General features: G+C 70.7%; 15 protein-coding genes and 1 riboswitch. Of the genes, 3 read left to right on the top strand and 12 right to left on the bottom strand.

Annotation, left to right across the window (positions count from 1 at the left end):
- Nucleotides 1-22: 22 nt before the first annotated feature.
- Both AVP42_RS12160 and AVP42_RS12165 read right to left on the bottom strand, forming a co-directional pair.
- On the bottom strand, nucleotides 23-469 hold the full coding sequence (locus tag AVP42_RS12160; protein WP_067949404.1) for a hypothetical protein: 447 nt from the start codon (nucleotides 467-469) through the stop codon (nucleotides 23-25).
- Nucleotides 466-915 carry a hypothetical protein gene (locus tag AVP42_RS12165; RefSeq protein ID WP_067949405.1) on the bottom strand — a complete coding sequence of 150 codons (450 nt, stop codon included), beginning with the start codon at nucleotides 913-915 and terminating at the stop codon, nucleotides 466-468. Before AVP42_RS12165 ends, AVP42_RS12160 begins: the two co-directional genes overlap by 4 nt.
- An 88-nt stretch (nucleotides 916-1,003) precedes the next feature.
- Here AVP42_RS12165 and AVP42_RS12170 point away from each other — a divergent pair, with 88 nt between their 5' ends.
- Entirely contained in the window at nucleotides 1,004-1,816 is an 813-nt protein-coding gene (locus AVP42_RS12170; protein ID WP_067949406.1) for an enoyl-CoA hydratase/isomerase family protein, read from the top strand.
- A 67-nt stretch (nucleotides 1,817-1,883) separates the two neighbouring features.
- On the opposite strand, the gene AVP42_RS12175 is transcribed toward AVP42_RS12170, so the two are convergent.
- From AVP42_RS12175 to AVP42_RS12200, 6 genes are all read right to left on the bottom strand, one after another.
- Nucleotides 1,884-2,573 (bottom strand): M23 family metallopeptidase, encoded by a 690-nt coding sequence (locus AVP42_RS12175; protein WP_067949407.1) that lies wholly within the window; start codon nucleotides 2,571-2,573, stop codon nucleotides 1,884-1,886.
- Between the two features lie 275 nt (nucleotides 2,574-2,848).
- Nucleotides 2,849-4,753 (bottom strand): translational GTPase TypA, encoded by a 1,905-nt coding sequence (gene typA, locus AVP42_RS12180; protein ID WP_067949408.1) that lies wholly within the window; start codon nucleotides 4,751-4,753, stop codon nucleotides 2,849-2,851.
- Between the two features lie 202 nt (nucleotides 4,754-4,955).
- Nucleotides 4,956-6,725, bottom strand: a complete 1,770-nt coding sequence (locus AVP42_RS12185; protein ID WP_067949410.1) for an ABC transporter ATP-binding protein — start codon at nucleotides 6,723-6,725, stop codon at nucleotides 4,956-4,958.
- Nucleotides 6,722-7,672 carry an ABC transporter permease gene (locus AVP42_RS12190; RefSeq protein WP_067949412.1) on the bottom strand — a complete coding sequence of 317 codons (951 nt, stop codon included), beginning with the start codon at nucleotides 7,670-7,672 and terminating at the stop codon, nucleotides 6,722-6,724. The genes AVP42_RS12185 and AVP42_RS12190 overlap by 4 nt, the downstream gene beginning before the upstream one ends.
- Entirely contained in the window at nucleotides 7,662-8,591 is a 930-nt protein-coding gene (locus AVP42_RS12195; protein ID WP_067949414.1) for an ABC transporter permease, read from the bottom strand. Before AVP42_RS12195 ends, AVP42_RS12190 begins: the two co-directional genes overlap by 11 nt.
- A gap of 184 nt (nucleotides 8,592-8,775) precedes the next feature.
- Complete coding sequence (locus AVP42_RS12200; RefSeq protein WP_067949416.1) at nucleotides 8,776-10,398, bottom strand: ABC transporter substrate-binding protein; 1,623 nt, start codon at nucleotides 10,396-10,398, stop codon at nucleotides 8,776-8,778.
- A gap of 228 nt (nucleotides 10,399-10,626) precedes the next feature.
- Between AVP42_RS12200 and AVP42_RS12205 the strand changes: the two genes are divergently transcribed.
- A complete protein-coding gene (locus tag AVP42_RS12205; protein ID WP_067949418.1) occupies nucleotides 10,627-11,391 on the top strand; it encodes a CPBP family intramembrane glutamic endopeptidase in 765 nt (254 codons plus the stop codon).
- On the opposite strand, the gene AVP42_RS12210 is transcribed toward AVP42_RS12205, so the two are convergent.
- Nucleotides 11,337-11,813, bottom strand: coding sequence for a hypothetical protein (locus AVP42_RS12210; RefSeq protein ID WP_157356824.1), 477 nt, complete (start codon nucleotides 11,811-11,813; stop codon nucleotides 11,337-11,339). The genes AVP42_RS12205 and AVP42_RS12210 overlap by 55 nt on opposite strands.
- A gap of 136 nt (nucleotides 11,814-11,949) precedes the next feature.
- Here AVP42_RS12210 and AVP42_RS12215 point away from each other — a divergent pair, with 136 nt between their 5' ends.
- A complete protein-coding gene (locus tag AVP42_RS12215; protein WP_157356825.1) occupies nucleotides 11,950-12,144 on the top strand; it encodes a hypothetical protein in 195 nt (64 codons plus the stop codon).
- Between the two features lie 3 nt (nucleotides 12,145-12,147).
- Here AVP42_RS12215 and gcvP read toward each other — a convergent pair whose 3' ends face one another.
- From gcvP to gcvT, 3 genes are all read right to left on the bottom strand, one after another.
- Complete coding sequence (gene gcvP / locus AVP42_RS12220) at nucleotides 12,148-15,042, bottom strand: aminomethyl-transferring glycine dehydrogenase (protein ID WP_067949424.1); 2,895 nt, start codon at nucleotides 15,040-15,042, stop codon at nucleotides 12,148-12,150.
- A 24-nt stretch (nucleotides 15,043-15,066) separates the two neighbouring features.
- Nucleotides 15,067-15,438, bottom strand: coding sequence for a glycine cleavage system protein GcvH (gcvH, locus tag AVP42_RS12225; protein WP_067949426.1), 372 nt, complete (start codon nucleotides 15,436-15,438; stop codon nucleotides 15,067-15,069).
- A 63-nt stretch (nucleotides 15,439-15,501) separates the two neighbouring features.
- The gene (gene gcvT / locus AVP42_RS12230) at nucleotides 15,502-16,683 is read right to left on the bottom strand and encodes a glycine cleavage system aminomethyltransferase GcvT (protein ID WP_067949429.1); all 1,182 of its coding nucleotides are present in this window, start codon (nucleotides 16,681-16,683) and stop codon (nucleotides 15,502-15,504) included.
- A 149-nt stretch (nucleotides 16,684-16,832) separates the two neighbouring features.
- Nucleotides 16,833-16,927: riboswitch (glycine riboswitch) on the bottom strand.
- Nucleotides 16,928-17,075 lie beyond the last annotated feature (148 nt).

The raw sequence follows: 17,075 nt of genomic DNA on the forward strand, positions 1-17,075 counted from the left end.
TCGATGAGGCTGGAAGGCCAGTCTACGCGTGCGTCGCGCGCGGGTGCGCTACGGCGGCGCCGCGTGACGGGAGCGACGGCCACGCGACGACGAGGACGGCGATGAGTGCGGGCGCGACCGACCAGATCGTGCCGACGATCCCGCTCGCGACGAGGACGGAACCGCCCGGCCCCGGCAGGGACAGGAGGGCGACGGCAGCGACGACCCCCACCGACGCACCGATCGCCGCCACGCGCCCGCCGGCCACCATGCGGATGCCGATGAGCAGTGCCGCCACGCCGACGAGCCCGGCGACCAGCCCCCACGGGATCGAGACATCGCCGATCTGCCACGCGTGGCGGTGGCCGACCGTCGCGACCGTGCCGTAGACGACGCCCACCGCCACCGCGATGGCGATCGTCCGCACGCGGGCGGACATCGACGTGCGCGGTTCGCGATCGCGCTCGACCGGCGCGTTCCCGCCGCTCATGGCGCGACGCTGACGGCGTAGCTCACCGTCGTGCCCTCCCCGGCGAGCACCACGAGGTGCTCGCCGTTCGAGTAGAGGATGCCGGACGCCGACTGCGCCGACCCGGAGGTCTGCTCGGTGAATCCCGCCTGCTCGAGCGCCGCCGCCGCCTCCCCCACGGGGTCGGCCGCCGACGAGGTCACCACGACGACCCACCCGGCGGAGCCGCCGGAGCCGCCGCTCAACTCGATCTCGCCGTCGATCACGGGGACCGACGCCGGGAAGTCGGCCGGCAGGTCGCCGCCGAGGCTCACGTCTCCGCCGGTGGCGCCCTCCACCGCGTCCTCGACGTTGCGGTTCACGAACTCGTCGACCGGGTTGCCGGTGCACCCGGCGAGGAGGCCGACGGAGAGGGCGGCCGCGAACGCGGCCCGGATCGCGCGAACGCGTCGGGGGGAGGCAGGCATGCGGCCGAGTCTACCGTCGGGGCCTGCAGCAGCGGATGGCGTAGCGTGGTCGCCGTCGGGCACCGGCGCCCGTCGGGAAGGACCACGAATGACCGAGCATCCTGCAGGCGACCCCGCGACGCCCGCCGTCCGCGTCGAACGCGACGGCGTGGTGGCGACCGTCGTCATCGATCGCCCGTCGGCACTGAACGCCCTCTCCCCCGAGGTGCTGCGCGACCTCGCCGAGGCGTTCGACGGACTCGCGGCCGAGGGCGACGCCGTGCGCGGCGTGATCGTCGTCGGCGAGGGCGGCCGCGCCTTCGTCGCGGGTGCCGACATCCGCTCGCTCGGCGGGCTCACCCCCGACGAGGGCGCCGACGCCGCACGCCTGGGCCACCGCGTGGCGGCGACGATCGAGGCGTTCCCGGCGCCCGTGATCGCGTGCGTCGACGGGTTCGCGCTCGGCGGCGGCCTCGAGCTCGCGCTCGCCTGCGACCTGATCTATGCGACGGATGCCTCGGCCTTCGGCCAGCCCGAGGTGCGCCTCGGCCTGATCCCGGGATTCGGCGGCACGGTGCGCCTCCCCCGTGCGGTCGGCCCTGCCCTCGCGAAGGAGCTCATCTACACCGGCCGGCGCATCGGCGCGGCGGAGGCCGAGGCCGCCGGACTCGTCTCCCGGCGGTTCCCCGATCGCGAGACACTGCTCGAGGGCGCACGCGCGACCATCGCCGAGGTGGCGGAGAACGCCTGGACGGCGGTCGCGCTGGCCAAGCGCGTGCTCGTCGCGGCGACCGGCACGCCGACCGCGGTCGCGACCGACCTCGAGGTCGAGGGCTTCGCCGACGCGTTCCGCACGGACGACATGCGCGAGGGCGTGGCGGCGTTCCTCGAGAAGCGCTCGCCCCGATTCGCGGGGCGCTGACCCCGGAGACGACGAAGCCGGGCGCCCCGTCGACGGGGACGCCCGGCCTGCGCCGAGGTGCCGGGGGTCAGCCGGTGACGTTGGCCTGGAGCCAGGCCATGCCGTCGAACCGGACGCCGTCGGCGCCGTACATCTCGAGGTGGAGGTGCGGCCCGGTCGACTGGCCGGTCGAACCGACCGCACCGAGCGGGTCGCCGGCGCTGACGCGCTGGCCCGCGGACACCTGGATGGAGCCGTACTGCATGTGGGCGTACAGCGAGGTGATCAGCACGCCGTTGATGTTGTGCTGCACCTCGACGTACGCGCCGTAGCCGCCGCCCGCCTCGGTCGCGGTGATGACCACGCCGTCGGCGATGGAGACGATGGGGGCGCCTGCACCGGGGTTGAAGTCGACGCCGTCGTGCTCGGTCGAGCAGCCGCCGCAGGGGGCCACGCGCGGACCGAAGCCGTCGGAGGTGCGCGAGGGGTCGACGGGCCAGACGACGCGCGGCGACTCGAGCAGCGACACGTCGCCGACGCCGGCGACGCTCGACTCGATGGGCGGCGGAGCCGCCTCGACATCCCACTCGCCGATGTCGATCGGCTGCAGGGTCGCCTCGGCGCTCACCTCGAGCGTCTGGGAACGCTCGGAGACGGGGCCGCTCGCGGGGGCGTAGACCGAGGCGCGGACCTCGGTGTCGGTGGCGGACACGGCGAGCGCGGGGACGCTCGTCGCGAGCAGCATGCCGCCGGCGAGGGACATCGCGGCGAGCGACATCGCGGACCGGACGGGGGCGGTGCCGCTGCGACGCGCTCGGGGGGCGCGGTCGCGTCGCGGGAGGAGGCTGGGGCGGGGGCGTGCGGCCGCGCGGCGGCCATGGGGGCGATGGGTCATAAAGTCACAAGGGGGGGTTTCGTACGTAACAATTGCGTAACTGGCGTATCGGGTTTCGAAGAACCCGACAACCATACGACCCCGTTTCTGTGAACTTCATCAACCGGGCGAGCGGATGCCGCGAACCGAGGCTCGCGGCATCCGCTCGGACCACCGGCTCAGCCCTGCTTCTTGAGGCGCGAGGCGGCACGAGCACGTGCCGTCGCGTCGAGCTCCACCTTGCGGATCCGCACCTTCTCGGGCGTGACCTCGACGCACTCGTCCTCGCGTGCGAACTCGAGGCACTCCTCGAGCGTGAGCTGGCGCGACGGCGTCATCGACTCGAACGTGTCGGCCGTCGACGAACGCATGTTCGTGAGCTTCTTCTCCTTGGTGATGTTCACGTCCATGTCGTCGTTGCGCGAGTTCTCGCCGATGACCATGCCCTCGTAGACCTCCTCGGTGGGGTTCACGAAGAAGGTCATGCGCGCCTGCAGCGCGATGATCGCGAACGGCGTCACCACGCCGGCCCGGTCGGCGACGATCGAGCCGTTGTTGCGCGTCGTGATCGTGCCCGCCCACTCGTCGTACCCGTGCGAGATCGCGTTGGCGATGCCCGTACCGCGCGTGATCGTGAGGAACTCGGTGCGGAAGCCGATGAGCCCGCGGCTCGGGACGATGAACTCCATGCGCACCCAGCCGGTGCCGTGGTTCGACATGCCGTCCATGCGGCCCTTGCGCGCGGCGAGGAGCTGCGTGATCGCGCCGAGGTACTCCTCCGGCGCATCGATCGTCAGGTGCTCGTACGGCTCGTGGACCTTGCCGTCGACGGTCTTCGTGACGACCTGCGGCTTGCCGACGGTGAGCTCGAAGCCCTCGCGGCGCATCTGCTCGACCAGGATGGCGAGCGCCAGCTCGCCGCGGCCCTGCACCTCCCAGGCGTCGGGCTTGCCGATGTCGAGGACCTTGAGCGAGACGTTGCCGATGAGCTCGCGGTCGAGGCGGTCCTTGACCATGCGCGCCGTGAGCTTGTGGCCCTTCACCTTGCCCACGAGCGGGGAGGTGTTGGTGCCGATCGTCATCGAGATGGCGGGGTCGTCGACCGAGATGGCCGGCAGCGGCCGCACGTCCTCCGGGTCGGCGAGCGTCTCGCCGATCGTGATCTCGTCGATGCCGGCGACCGCGATGATGTCGCCGGGACCGGCCTCCTCGGCCGGGTGGCGCTCGAGCGCCTTCGTCTTCAGCAGTTCGGTGATGCGCACGTTCGAGTGCGAGCCGTCGTGGCGCACCCACGCGACCGTCTGCCCCTTGCGGATGGTGCCGTTGAACACGCGGAGCAGCGCGAGGCGGCCGAGGAACGGCGACGCGTCGAGGTTGGTCACCCAGGCCTGCAGCGGCGCCTCGTCGTCGTACGTCGGCGCCGGGATGTGGGTCAGGATCGCCTCGAAGAGCGGCTCGAGGTCGTCGCTGTCCGGCAGCGAGCCATCCGCGGGCTTGGTGGTCGAAGCCCGGCCCGCCTTGCCCGACGCGTAGACGACGGGCACGTCGAGGATGGCATCGAGGTCGAGGTCGGGCACGTCGTCGGCGAGGTCGGAGGCGAGGCCGAGGAGCAGGTCCTGGCTCTCGGCGACGACCTCGTCGATGCGCGCGTCGGGCCGGTCGGTCTTGTTGACGAGCAGGATGACGGGCAGGCGCGCCTCGAGCGCCTTGCGCAGCACGAACCGCGTCTGCGGCAGCGGCCCCTCGCTCGCGTCGACGAGCAGGACGACGCCGTCGACCATCGACAGGCCTCGCTCGACCTCGCCGCCGAAGTCGGCGTGCCCCGGGGTGTCGATCACGTTGATCGTGACCGGGCCGGATGCCGCGTGGCGTCCGTTGTACTCCACCGCCGTGTTCTTGGCGAGGATCGTGATGCCCTTCTCGCGCTCGAGCTCGTTGGAGTCCATCGCCCGCTCGTCGACGTGCGCGTGCTCGGCGAACGAGTGGGTCTGCTTGAGCATGGCGTCGACGAGGGTCGTCTTGCCGTGGTCGACGTGGGCGACGATCGCGACGTTGCGCAGGTCGTTGCGGGTGGCCTTGGCCATGGTTGGTCCTCGCGTGGCCGCCGGTCGCCGTGGGCTCCGGGGCGCGGATCGGCAGCGCGGAAGGCGCTGGATGGGGTCGGTGGGAGCGCGGTGGGCCGAACGGCACGGATCGCGCCAGACCAGCCTACCCTGTCGCCGGAACGGCGGACGCCCGGCATCCGTCTCGCGGATGCCGGGCGTCCGGCAGTTCACACCCTCGGCGTCAGGCGCCGAGCTTGAGGTTCGCGCCGGGGATGGCCGCGAGCAGGTCCTTGGTGTACTGCTCCTTGGGGTTGTCGAAGACCTCGTCGGTCGTCGCCGACTCCACGATGCGACCCTTCTGCATCACCGCGACGTGGTCGGCGATGACGCGCACGACGGCGAGGTCGTGCGTGATGAAGAGGTACGTGAGGTCGAGCTCGGCCTGCAGGTCGGCGAGCAGGCGCAGGATCTGGGCCTGCACGAGCACGTCGAGCGCGGAGACGGCCTCGTCGAGCACCACGATCTCGGGCTTCAGCGCGAGCGCGCGCGCGATGGCGATGCGCTGGCGCTGGCCGCCCGACAGCTCGTTCGGGTAGCGACCGACGAGCGTGCGCGGCAGCGACACCTGGTCGAGCAGCTCGAGCACGCGGGCCCGGCGCGACGCGGTGTCGCCGACCTTGTGCGTGTAGAGCGGCTCGGCGATCGTGTTGCCGATGTTGCGGAGCGGGTTGAGCGAACCGTACGGGTCCTGGAACACCGGCTGCATGCGGCTGCGGAGCTCGAACAGCTCCGACCGGCTGACCTTCTCGAGGTCCTTGCCGCCGACGATGATCTTGCCGCTCGTGGCGTCCTCGAGCTTGAGGAGCATCTTCGCCACCGTCGACTTGCCCGATCCGGACTCGCCCACGAGCGCCATGGTGGTGCCCTTGGGGATCTGGAACGAGACGTCGTCGACCGCGGTGAACTCGCCGGATCCGCGGATTTTGAAGACCTTGGTCAGGTTCTCGACCACGATGGCCGGCGCCTTCGACGCGGCGGCCTCGACGGCCTCGTGCCGGGCCTCGGCCGTGGCGATGAGGTCGATCGTGTCGCCCGCGGCGGCCGCGGCGTCCTCGGACATCGAGGCCTCGGCCGCGCTCACGCTGCCCGTCGCCTGGATGCGGCGCGAGGCGAGGCTCGGCGCCGCGGCGACGAGTCGCTGCGTGTACGGGTGCTGCGGGTTCTGGAGGATCTGCAGCGACGGGCCCGACTCGACGACCTTGCCCTTGTACATGACGACGAGCTGCTCGGCACGCTCGGCCGCGAGGCCGAGGTCGTGCGTGATGAACAGCAGCGTCGTGCCCAGCTCGCGCGTCAGCGACTCGAGGTGATCGAGGATGACGCGCTGCACCGTGACGTCGAGCGCCGAGGTCGGCTCGTCGGCGATCAGCAGCTGCGGGTCGGCCGCGAGGCCCATGCCGATGAGCACGCGCTGGCGCATACCGCCCGAGAACTGGTGCGGGAACTGCTTCAGGCGCCGGTCGGCGTCCTGCAGGCCGGCCTGCTTCAGCACCTCGATCGCGCGGGCCTTGACCTCCTTGCGGCCGGTGGCGATGCCGTTCGCGCGGATCGCCTCCTCGACCTGGAAGCCGATGGACCACACCGGGTTGAGGTTCGACATCGGGTCCTGCGGGACGAAGCCGATCTTGCGACCGCGGATCGACTCCATGTCGCGCTGCGACGTCTTCGCGAGGTCCTGCCCGTCGAGCAGGATCTGGCCGCCGGCGATGTGGCCGGTGCCGGGGAGCAGGTTGATGATCGCGTGCGCGGTCGTCGACTTGCCCGAGCCGGACTCGCCGACGATCGCGAGGCTCTGGCCGCGGTAGAGGGTGAAGCTCACGCCGTCGACGGCGGTGACCTTGCCCTCCTGCGTGTTGAAGGCGACCTCGAGGTCCTTGACCTCGAGGATCGGGCGCTCCTCGGCGCCGGTGGTGGACTGCTGCACGTCGGATCCGTTCACGGTCGAGGTCATCGCTGCGCCCTCGCCTTCGGGTCGAGCGCGTCGCGGATGACCTCGCCGAGCATGATGAAGCTCAGCACGGTCACCGACAGCGCGATGGAGGGGAGGATCAGGGTCTGCGGGTTGGTCCGCAGGTCGACCTGGGCCTGGCTGATGTCGTTGCCCCACGACATGGTCGTCGACGGGAGCCCGACGCCGAGGAACGACAGGGTCGCCTCGGCCACGATCGCCGACGCGAGCGAGATCGTCGTGATGACGAGCACGGGCGCGATCGAGTTGGGCAGGACGTGACGGAGCAGGATGCGGAACCGCGAGACGCCGAGCGCCGTCGCGGCCATCACGAAGTCCGCGTTCTTCACGCGGAGGATCTCCGCGCGGAGCACACGGGCCGTGGCGGGCCACGCGAACGCGCCGATCGCCAGCGAGATGGTCCAGACGTTGGCGTACTGCGAGAACACCGACATCACGACGACGGCCGCGAGGATGTAGGGGATCGAGAAGAAGATGTCGCCGATGCGCGAGAGCACCGCGTCGAGCCATCCGCCGTAGAACCCGGAGAACGCGCCGAAGATCACGCCGAGCAGGGCGACCAGGAACGACACGATGAGGCCCACCGCGAGCGACGTCGACGTGCCGTGGATGATCCGGGCGAAGATGTCGCAGCCCTGGCGGTTGTAGCCGAGGAGGCTGTCGCCACCGGGACCCTGGTTGCTCAGCGAGAGCTGGCAGTACCGGGGGTCCACGCTCGTGAAGAGCGTCGGGAAGAGCGCGACGATCACGAGGATCACGATCATGACCGCGGAGATCCAGAACATCGGGCGCTTGCGGAGGTCGCGCCACGCATCGGTCCAGAGGTTCGAGGGCTTGCCCTCGGCCTTGACGGAGTCGATGGCGACGAGGGGCGTCTCCTCGATCGGCGCGACGTAGTGCGCCTGGCTGGGGCGGGTGTTACTTGGCATAGCGGATCCTCGGGTCGAGAACGGCGTACAGCAGATCCACCAGCAGGTTGACGACGAGGTAGATCAGCACCATGACGGTCACGAAGGAGACGACGGTCGGTCCCTCTCCTCGGATGATGGCCTGGTAGAGCGTGTTGCCCACGCCCGGCACGTTGAAGATGCCCTCCGTGACCGTCGCGCCGACCATGAGCACGCCGAAGTCGACGGCGAGGTAGGTCACGACGGGGATGAGCGAGTTGCGCAGGATGTGCACCGGAACGATGCGACGACGCGACAGGCCCTTGCTCGCGGCGGTGCGAACGAAGTCCTGGCCGTCCGTCTCGATGACCGACGACCTTGTCAGTCGGACGATCTGCGCGAAGCTGCCGGCCGCGAGCACGATCGCCGGCAGCACGAGGTCGCCCCAGGGTGCCCCGGGACCGACGGTGGTCCGGAACCAGCCCAGCTGGATGGCGAAGACGAACTGCGCGACGAAGCCGATGACGAAGATCGGCAGCGAGATCAGGATGAGGCTGACGACGAGCGCGCTGGCATCGAAGATGCCGCCCTTGCGCAGGCCCGAGATGAGGCCGATGAGGATGCCGCCGACCATGAGGAACAGGGTCGAGAGCAGCGCGAGGCGCAGCGTCACGGGGAACGTGCGAGCGAGGATGTCGCTCACGGGCTCGCCCGAGAAGGAGATGCCGAGGTCGCCCTGGAAGATGCCGCCGAGGAAGAGCAGGTACTGGACGATGAACGGCTTGTCGAGGTTGTACCGTTCGCGCACCGCCTCGAGGACCTGGGGCGGCGGGGTCTTCTCACCGAACAGGGCGACGATCGGGTCGCCCGGCATGGCGAAGACCATGAAGTAGATCAAGAACGTGGTGCCGAGCAGCACAGGGATCGCCTGCAGCAGTCGGCGCAGGATGTAGCCGGCCATGGATCAGGCCCCGCGCTCTGCGTGTGTTGACATTGTTGAAGAAACCTCACCGTTGTGGAGTGCGACCACACGATGTTACGCGCTCTGGCTGCACCCCGGATACGTGGGAGTGGGGCGGCGATCTGAATGACCGCCGCCCCACGGGCGTCAGAGAGTCTAAACCCCCTCACACCATGATCGAGAATTACTCCTCGCTCTTGGTCACCTGGTAGTACAGGGGCACCGAGTTCCAGCCGAACTCGACGTTCTCCACCTGCTCACCCCACGCGCCGTTGACGGTCGAGTACCAGAGCGGGATCGCGGGGAGGTCCTCGAAGAGGATCTCCTGCGCCTGCTGGAACTTCTCGATGCCCTCTTCGACATCGGTCGCACCGAGGCCGTCGGCCATCAGCTGGTCGAACTCGGGGTTCGAGTAGTCACCGTCGTTCGAGCCGGCACCGGTCTGGTAGAGCGGCGCGAGGAAGTTCGACAGCGACGGGTAGTCGGCCTGCCAACCGGTGCGGAACGCGGTCTGGATGGCACGGTCGGTGATCGAGGTGCGGAACTCCGCGAAGGTCGGGTACGGAGCACCCGTCGCGTCGATGCCGAGCTCGTTCTTGATCTGGTTGGCGACAGCGTCGACCCAGGCCTGGTGGCCACCGTCGGCGTTGTAGCCGATCTGGAACGAACCCTCCCACGGGCTGAGGGCGTTGGCCTCTTCCCAGAGCTCGACCGCGCGCTCGGGGTCGTACTCGAGGACCTCGGCACCCGGGATGTCCTCCGAGTAGCCGTCGATGACGGGCGAGGTGAAGTCCTTCGCCGGGGTGCGGGTGCCCGAGAAGATCACGTCGGTGATCTCCTCGCGGTTGATCGCGTGCGAGATCGCCGCGCGACGGAGCTTGCCCTCTTCGCCGCCGAAGTGCGGGAGGCGGTCCGGGATGACGAACGACTGGAAGATCGCCGCGGCCTGGTTGACCGAGCGGTCGCCGAACTCGTCCTCGTAGGTCGCGAGCGCGCTGTCCGGGATGGCGTCGATGATGTCGAGGTTGCCACCCTGCAGGTCGGCGTAGGCCGCGTCCTGCGTCGCGTAGAAGATGATCTCGAGACCACCGTTGGCCGCCTGGCGGCCACCCTGGTAGTCCTCGTTCTTCACGAGGTCGATGCGCTCGTTGTGCTTCCAGGCGCCCTCTTCGGCCAGCTTGTACGGGCCGTTGCCGATCGGGTTCTCACCGAAGGCCTCGAGGTCCTCCCACGCCGCCTCGGGCAGCGGGTAGTACGCCGAGTAGCCGAGTCGGAGCGGGAAGTCCGACTCGGGCTGCTTGAGGGTGACCTCGAAGGTGCGCTCGTCGATGACCTCGAGGCCCGACATCTCGTCGACGTTCTCGTCGTAGGAGAAGCCCTCGATGGACTCGAAGAAGTAGCTCGAGAGCTGCGCGTTGTCGAGCGCGGCGCCGTAGTTCCACGCCTTCACGAAGGACTCGGCCGTGACGGGCTCACCGTTGGTGAACTCCTGGCCCTCCTTGATCGTGATCGTGTAGGTCTGCGAGTCCTCGGTCTCGATGGACTCGGCCATGTCGTTGACCGGCTTGCCCTCGGCGTCGTAGTAGATCAGACCCGCGAAGATGGAGTCGAGGATCTTGCCGCCGCCGGTCTCGTTCGTGTTGGTCGGGATCAGCGGGTTCTGCGGCTCGGAGCCGTTGGTGGTGATGATCGCGGTCGAGTCACCCTCGGGGGCCGCGGGCTCGCTGCTGGTCGAGCAGCCGGAGAGCGCGAGCGCGCCGGCCGCCGCAAGAGCAATGGCTGCGACGCCGATTCTCTTGATCTTCAATGTTCCTCCTGTGAGATGAGCGCACGACAGCACGATTCGCGTCGGTAGGACTCGAAGGTCGGGTCTGGGGGCGCTGGTAGGTGAGTCGAGACTATAAGCGCGCCTCAGTCAGGCAAACCCGACGGCGGAACCGTTACCGAGGCGCAATCTAGGACGGCCGGTCTGCTCAGATGAGCGCGGCCGAACGCACGATTCTTGCGTCCCGCGGCGTCATGCGAGGATTGCCGCATGTCCCCGTCGCGGCGCCTGCGGCTCGAGGTCGCGATCGTCCTGGCCCTCTCGCTCGGCGCCTCGGCGGTCTACTCGATCGTGTCGATCGTCGCGCGCCTGACCGATGAGCGACCGCTCGGCCAGCAGTCGGCCGCGATCAACCAGTCGCGCGCGGTGCGCGAGTGGCTCGACTTCACGTACCAGTTCCTCGACGTGGTCTTCGGCGTGGCCGTGGTGGCGCTCGTCCTCTACCTGCTGTGGCAGCCGGGCCGCGACCCGTTCAGGCGGATCGGCCTGGACTTCACGCGACCTGGGCGGGACGCCGCATCCGGACTGCTGCTCGCGGCGGTCATCGGCGTGCCCGGCCTCGCGCTGTACGCGGCGGGTCGCGCCCTGGGGTTCACGGTCGCGGTCGTGCCGCAGTCGCTCGACGCGTACTGGTGGACCGTGCCGATCCTCGTGCTCGCAGCGCTGAAGGCCGCGCTCGTCGAGGAGGTCATCGCGGTCGGCTACCTCTTCACGCGGCTGCGCGAGCTGGGGGTCGGGCCGTGGGCGACGATCCTCTCGAGCGCGCTCCTGCGCGGCACGTACCACCTCTACCAGGGCTTCGGCGCGTTCGTCGGCAATGCCGTCATGGGCGTCGTGTTCGGCTGGGCCTACCTCCGTTGGGGCCGCACGATGCCGCTCGTGGTGGCCCACTGGATCCTGGACATCGTGTCGTTCGTCGGCTACCCGCTGGCGCTCGGCTGGTGGCCCGAGCTGTTCGCTCCGCCGGCCGACTGAACCGGCGGTCGTGCCGCAGGCGCGACCGGCGCCGGCGACGGATGCCGCGGCCGCGACGTCTCCGCGACGTGCCGGCCGCGCGCGAGGGCCACGACGGTGGCCGGCATGGGCGGCAGCGCCTCCTCGGGCGGCTCGACGCGCAGGTCGGCGTCCGCGGAACGGACGCGGGCCCCGTCCATCCAGCTGCGCCGGCTCGGCGTGCAGACCGCCGAGAACGCCTCCGGGCCGGTCGCGAACCCGCGGGTGAAGTCGCCCATCGTCTCCGCGCGCCGCAGCGCCTCGGCGAGCGCGGGATTGCGGCGCTCGACCAGCCCTGCACGCTGCTGCAGTCCGAGCGACCCGGATCCGGCGAGCGTGCAACCCACCATGACGCCGGCGAAGGCGACCGTCGCGACCGCGGCGACGAGATCGATCGGGACCATGCGCACCCCCATTGTGCGAGAGATCCTCAGTGTACTCCCGGGGGTCGGTCGAGGGACCGTCCGGATCCGGCGGCAGGCGGTGGCGACCACCCTGATCCTCGGACCGCCGCGCGCGGTCGGACGGAAGGGATCGGCCATGGACCTCGCACACGCGCTCGCAGCCGCCGGCGTCGCCGCTCGACGCACCCGACGACGCTTCCACGACGAGGAGGAGGTGCGCGCCGCGGAGCGGCGGGTCCTCGCACGCCGCAGCGCACTGGCCGCGGCATCCGCTCGCCGCGAGCCCACCGAGCGCGGACGCCACGTGGCGCCGCGCCCGGCGAGCGCGTGACGCCTACGCGAACGCCTCGATGGGCGGGCAGGCGCACACGAGGTTGCGGTCGCCGTACGCCTGGTCGATGCGGCGCACGGGCGCCCAGTACTTGTTGCGCACGAGCGAGTGGACGGGGTAGACCGCCTGCTCGCGCGTGTACGGGTGGGTCCACTCCCCCGCGATGACCGATTCCGCGGTGTGCGGGGCGTTCCGCAGCGGGTTGTCGTCGGCGGGCCACTCGCCGCGCCCGACGGCGTCCGCCTCGGCCTTGATCTGGATCATCGCCTCGATGAACCGATCGAGCTCGGCGAGGTCCTCCGACTCGGTCGGCTCGACCATCAGCGTGCCCGCGACCGGGAACGACATCGTCGGCGCGTGGAAGCCGTAGTCGATGAGCCGCTTGGCGACGTCGTCGACCGTCACGCCGGTCTCGGCGGTGAGGGGCCGCAGGTCGAGGATGCACTCGTGCGCGACCAGGCCGTTCTCGCCGGTGTACAGCACCGGGAAGTGGTCGCGAAGGCGCGTGGCGACGTAGTTCGCTGCGAGCACCGCGGTCGCGGTGGCCTGCTTGAGCCCCTCGGCGCCCATCATGCGCACGTACGCCCACGAGATCGGGAGGATCGACGGGCTCCCGTACGGCGCCGCCGAGACGGGACCGCCGTCGTGCGACACCCCGCCCGCATGCGCGTTGCGCTGGGCCAGGGGGTGGCCGGGCAGGTGCGGCGCGAGGTGCGCCTTCGCCGCGACCGGGCCCACGCCCGGCCCGCCGCCGCCGTGCGGGATGCAGAACGTCTTGTGCAGGTTGAGGTGCGACACGTCGCCGCCGACGTCCCCGAAGCGGGCGAAGCCGAGCAGCGCGTTGAGGTTCGCCCCGTCGATGTACACCTGGCCGCCCGCGTCGTGCACGGCCTTCGTGATGTCCTTCACGTCGTGCTCGTAGACGCCGTGCGTCGACGGGTAGGTGATCATGAGCGCGGCGATGCGGTCGGCGTGGTCCGCGATCTTCGCCCGCAGGTCGCCGAGGTCGACGTTGCCGAGCTCGTCGCACGCGACCACGACCACGCGCATGCCCGCGAGCACCGCCGACGCCGCGTTCGTGCCGTGCGCGCTCGACGGGATGAGGCAGACGTCGCGCTCGGCGTCGCCGTTCGCGAGGTGGTAGCCGCGGATCGCGAGCAGGCCCGCGAGCTCGCCCTGGCTGCCCGCGTTGGGCTGCAGCGAGACGGTGTCGTAGCCGGTGACCTCGGCGAGCCACCCCTCGAGCTGCGAGATGAGCTCGAGCGACCCGTCGACGTCGGCCTCGGGCGCGAACGGGTGCAGGTTCGCGAACTCGGGCCACGTGACGGCCTGCATCTCGGTCGCCGCGTTCAGCTTCATCGTGCACGAGCCGAGCGGGATCATGCCGCGGTCCAGCGCGTAGTCGCGATCGGCGAGGGTCTTGAGGTACCGCATCATCTGCGTCTCGGACTGGTGCGTGTTGAACACCGGGTGCTCGAGGTACGACGAGGTGCGGCGCAGCGCCTCGGGCAGGCTCGACGGCAGCTCGCGCACGGCGTCGCCGAACGCGGCATCCGTCGCCACGAACGCCCGCGCGACGGCACCGAGCTCGGCGGCCGTCGTGGTCTCGTCGACGGCCACGTGCACGGTGTCGTCGTCGACCTGCCAGAGGTGCACGCCGGCCTCGCGCGCGGCCGCGACGATCTCGGCGGCGCGACCGGGCACACGCACGCGCACCGTGTCGAAGAACGACGCGTGCACGGGCTCGAGCCCGGCGGCGCGCAGCGCGTCGGCGAGCGAGCCCGCCTTCGCCGCGGTGGTCACGGCGATGTGGCGGATGCCGCGGGGCCCGTGGTAGACGGCGTACATCGACGCCATCACCGCGAGCAGCACCTGGGCCGTGCAGATGTTCGACGTGGCCTTCTCGCGGCGGATGTGCTGCTCGCGCGCCTGCAGGCTGAGCCGGTACGCGGGGTGGCCCGCGGCATCCTGCGACACGCCCACGAGGCGACCCGGCAGCTGCCGCTCGAGTCCCTTGCGGACGGCCATGTACCCGGCGTGCGGGCCGCCGAACCCCATCGGCACGCCGAAGCGCTGCGAGGTGCCGACCGCGACATCCGCCCCCAGCTCGCCGGGGCTCGTGAGCAGCGCCATCGCGAGCAGGTCGGCCGCGACGACGGCGAGCGCGCCCTGCTCCTTCGAGGCGGCGATGACGGATGCCGGGTCCCAGACCCGCCCGGAGGCACCCGGGTACTGCACGAACAGGCCGAAGTGCTCGCCGAGCGCCGCGGCATCCGTCGTCTCGTCGAGGTCGGCCTCGACGAGCTCGATGCCCACGGCACCGGCCCGCGAGCGCAGCAGCGCGAGCGTCTGCGGCAGCGCGTCGGCGTCGACGACGAACCGGTTCGAGCGCGACTTCGACGCGCGACGCGCGAGCAGCATCCCCTCGACGACCGCGGTGCCCTCGTCGAGCATCGACCCGTTGGCGGTGTCGAGGCCCGTGAGGTCGGCGACCATCGTCTGGAAGTTGATGATGGCCTCGAGCCGCCCCTGCGAGATCTCCGGCTGGTACGGCGTGTAGGCCGTGTACCAGCTCGGGTTCTCGAGCACGTTCCGCTGGATGACCGCGGGCGTGATCGTGCCCGAGTAGCCGAGGCCGATCATCGACGTCCGCACGGCGTTCCGGTCGGCGAGCTCGCGCAGCTCCGCCAGCGCCTCGCGTTCGGTCGCGGCCTCGGGGATCACCGAGTCGACGACCTCCTGCATGCGGATGGCGGTCGGCACGGCGGCGTCCATGAGCGCGTCGAGCGAGTCGTAGCCGAGCGCCGCGAGCATCCACTCGTGGTCGCGCGGGGTGGTGCCGATGTGGCGCCGCCCGAAGGCGTCGACATCGAAGGCCGGTGAGGTGCTGGCGGTCATCGTCTTCCTCGGTCGGGGTACGGACTACTCGCCCGTGAGGGCGCGGTACTCGTCGTGGCTGAGGAGCTTGGGCAGGGACGCGGCGGTCACCTTGAGCAGCCATCCCTCGCCGAACGGGTCGCTGTTGACGAGCTCGGGCGAGTCGACCACGGCCTGGTTCGACTCGACGACCTCGCCGTCGACGGGGGCGAAGAGCTCGCCGACCGACTTGGTCGACTCGATCTCGCCGACGACCGTGCCCGACGTGATGGCGGTGCCCGCGGCGGGCAGGTCGACGTAGACGACGTCGCCGAGCTTCTCGGCGGCGTAGTCGGTGATGCCGATGGTGACGGTCTCGCCGTCGACCTTCACCCACTCGTGCTCTTCGGTGTACTGCAGGTCGGTGCGGTCGGTCATGGGGTGCTCCTCGTGGTCTCGTGCGGTCCGGTTGCGGTGCTGGTGCGGTCGGTGGCGCGGGGCTCAGGCGCCGCGCTTGTAGAAGGGAAGGGGGGTGACGGATGCCGCGATGCGCGTGCCGCGCACGTCGACGAACAGCTGCGAGCCCGGCTCGGCGGCATCCGGTGCGACGAACGCCATGGCCACCGGGTGGCCGAGCGTGGGCGACAGGGCGCCCGAGGTGATCTCGCCGACCCGGCGCGCGTCGTCGCCGTCGCCGTCGTACACCTCGTAGCCGGCGCGCGGGGCGCGGCGGCCCTCGGCGGTGAGGCCCACGAGCACGGGCGCGCCGTCGGCCGGGCCCTGCTCGATCGCGGCACGGCCGACGAAGTCGCCCTCCTTCGACAGCGCCACGACGCGGCCGAGGCCGGCCTGCACCGGGAGGATGTCGCGCGAGAGCTCGTGCCCGTAGAGGGGCATGCCGGCCTCGAGTCGCAGGGTGTCGCGGCTCGCGAGACCGCACGGCACCACGCGCGGACCGCCGGTCTCGCGCAGCGCCTCCCAGAGGCGCGCGGCGCGGTCGGGCGAGAGGTACAGCTCGAAGCCGTCCTCGCCCGTGTACCCGGTGCGGGCGACGAGCACGGGCTCGCCGTCGAACTCCGCGGCGAGCGCCCGGTAGTACTTCAGGCCCTCGAGCGCGGCGTCGAAGTCCTCGTCGTCGTTGCCGGGCCCCTGGACGCCGAAGCCCTCGGTCTGCTGCAGCACCTCGAGCGCGTCGGGGCCCTGCAGCGCGATGAGCGCGACGTCGTCGGACTCGTCGAACACCTCGCAGTCGAACGGCGACGTGCGGTTGCGGAGCTCCTCGGCCACGACCTCGCGGTTGGACGCGTTCGCGACGACCATGTAGCGGTCCTCGCCGGTGCGGTACACGACGAGGTCGTCGACGACGCCGCCGTCGCGCGCGAGCAGCAGCGAGTACTTCGCCTGCCCCTCGGCGATGGCCGACAGCTTGCCGGCGAGGGCGTAGTCGAGGGCGTCGGAGGCCTCGGGGCCGACCACGAGGATCTCGCCCATGTGGGACAGGTCGAACAGCCCGGCGTGCTCGCGGACGGCGCGATGCTCGGCGAGGTCGCTGGAGTAGCGCACGGGCATCTGCCAGCCGGCGAAGTCGGTGAAGGACGCGCCGGCCGCGCGGTGCACCTCGTCGAGGGGGCTGCGTCGTTCGGTGGCGGTGCCGGGGTCGGTGGTGCCGGTTGCGTCGGTCACGAGTTCTCCATATCGCGCGATGGCGCGGCGGTGCGCCGCTCGAGAACTCCCCCTCTGTCATGGGCCTGAGAGCTTCGCGCGCCCCGGGGAGCTTGCTTTCACCTTCGGCGGGAGGCAGCCCGGAGGCGGCATCCGCTTTTCAGAGTGGCCTGGTCATCGCGGTGATGCGACCTGAGAGATTGGCGGGGAGGCTTGCTCCTTCGGTGCCGGCGATGTTGGCTGCCGGCTCTCCCGCGATGCGTCGATGGCCCGATGTGCGGTTGTCGTCGCAGTCTACAACCCGCCGCACGTTGCGTGCTCCCGGTCGGCGGGCGTCATCCGATTCGCGTTCGTGTCACGGTGACTGTAAGCTGGGCCACTACTTAGCGTCATCCTGACACTAAGACCGTGGT

The organism is Agromyces sp. NDB4Y10, from assembly GCF_001620055.1.
Lineage (GTDB): Bacteria > Actinomycetota > Actinomycetes > Actinomycetales > Microbacteriaceae > Agromyces > Agromyces indicus.

Bases quoted from the DNA above. Each gene is read 5' to 3' on its own strand.
- AVP42_RS12195 (WP_067949414.1), bottom strand. From the start codon at position 8,591: ATGGCCGGCTACATCCTGCGCCGACTGCTGCAGGCGATCCCTGTGCTG.
- gcvP (WP_067949424.1), bottom strand. From the start codon at position 15,042: ATGACCGCCAGCACCTCACCGGCCTTCGATGTCGACGCCTTCGGGCGG.
- gcvH (WP_067949426.1), bottom strand. From the start codon at position 15,438: ATGACCGACCGCACCGACCTGCAGTACACCGAAGAGCACGAGTGGGTG.
- typA (WP_067949408.1), bottom strand. From the start codon at position 4,753: ATGGCCAAGGCCACCCGCAACGACCTGCGCAACGTCGCGATCGTCGCC.
- AVP42_RS12215 (WP_157356825.1), top strand. From the start codon at position 11,950: ATGGACCTCGCACACGCGCTCGCAGCCGCCGGCGTCGCCGCTCGACGC.
- AVP42_RS12170 (WP_067949406.1), top strand. From the start codon at position 1,004: ATGACCGAGCATCCTGCAGGCGACCCCGCGACGCCCGCCGTCCGCGTC.
- AVP42_RS12190 (WP_067949412.1), bottom strand. From the start codon at position 7,672: ATGCCAAGTAACACCCGCCCCAGCCAGGCGCACTACGTCGCGCCGATC.
- AVP42_RS12175 (WP_067949407.1), bottom strand. From the start codon at position 2,573: ATGTCGCTCGCCGCGATGTCCCTCGCCGGCGGCATGCTGCTCGCGACG.
- AVP42_RS12185 (WP_067949410.1), bottom strand. From the start codon at position 6,725: ATGACCTCGACCGTGAACGGATCCGACGTGCAGCAGTCCACCACCGGC.
- AVP42_RS12160 (WP_067949404.1), bottom strand. From the start codon at position 469: ATGAGCGGCGGGAACGCGCCGGTCGAGCGCGATCGCGAACCGCGCACG.
- AVP42_RS12165 (WP_067949405.1), bottom strand. From the start codon at position 915: ATGCCTGCCTCCCCCCGACGCGTTCGCGCGATCCGGGCCGCGTTCGCG.
- AVP42_RS12210 (WP_157356824.1), bottom strand. From the start codon at position 11,813: ATGGTCCCGATCGATCTCGTCGCCGCGGTCGCGACGGTCGCCTTCGCC.
- AVP42_RS12205 (WP_067949418.1), top strand. From the start codon at position 10,627: ATGTCCCCGTCGCGGCGCCTGCGGCTCGAGGTCGCGATCGTCCTGGCC.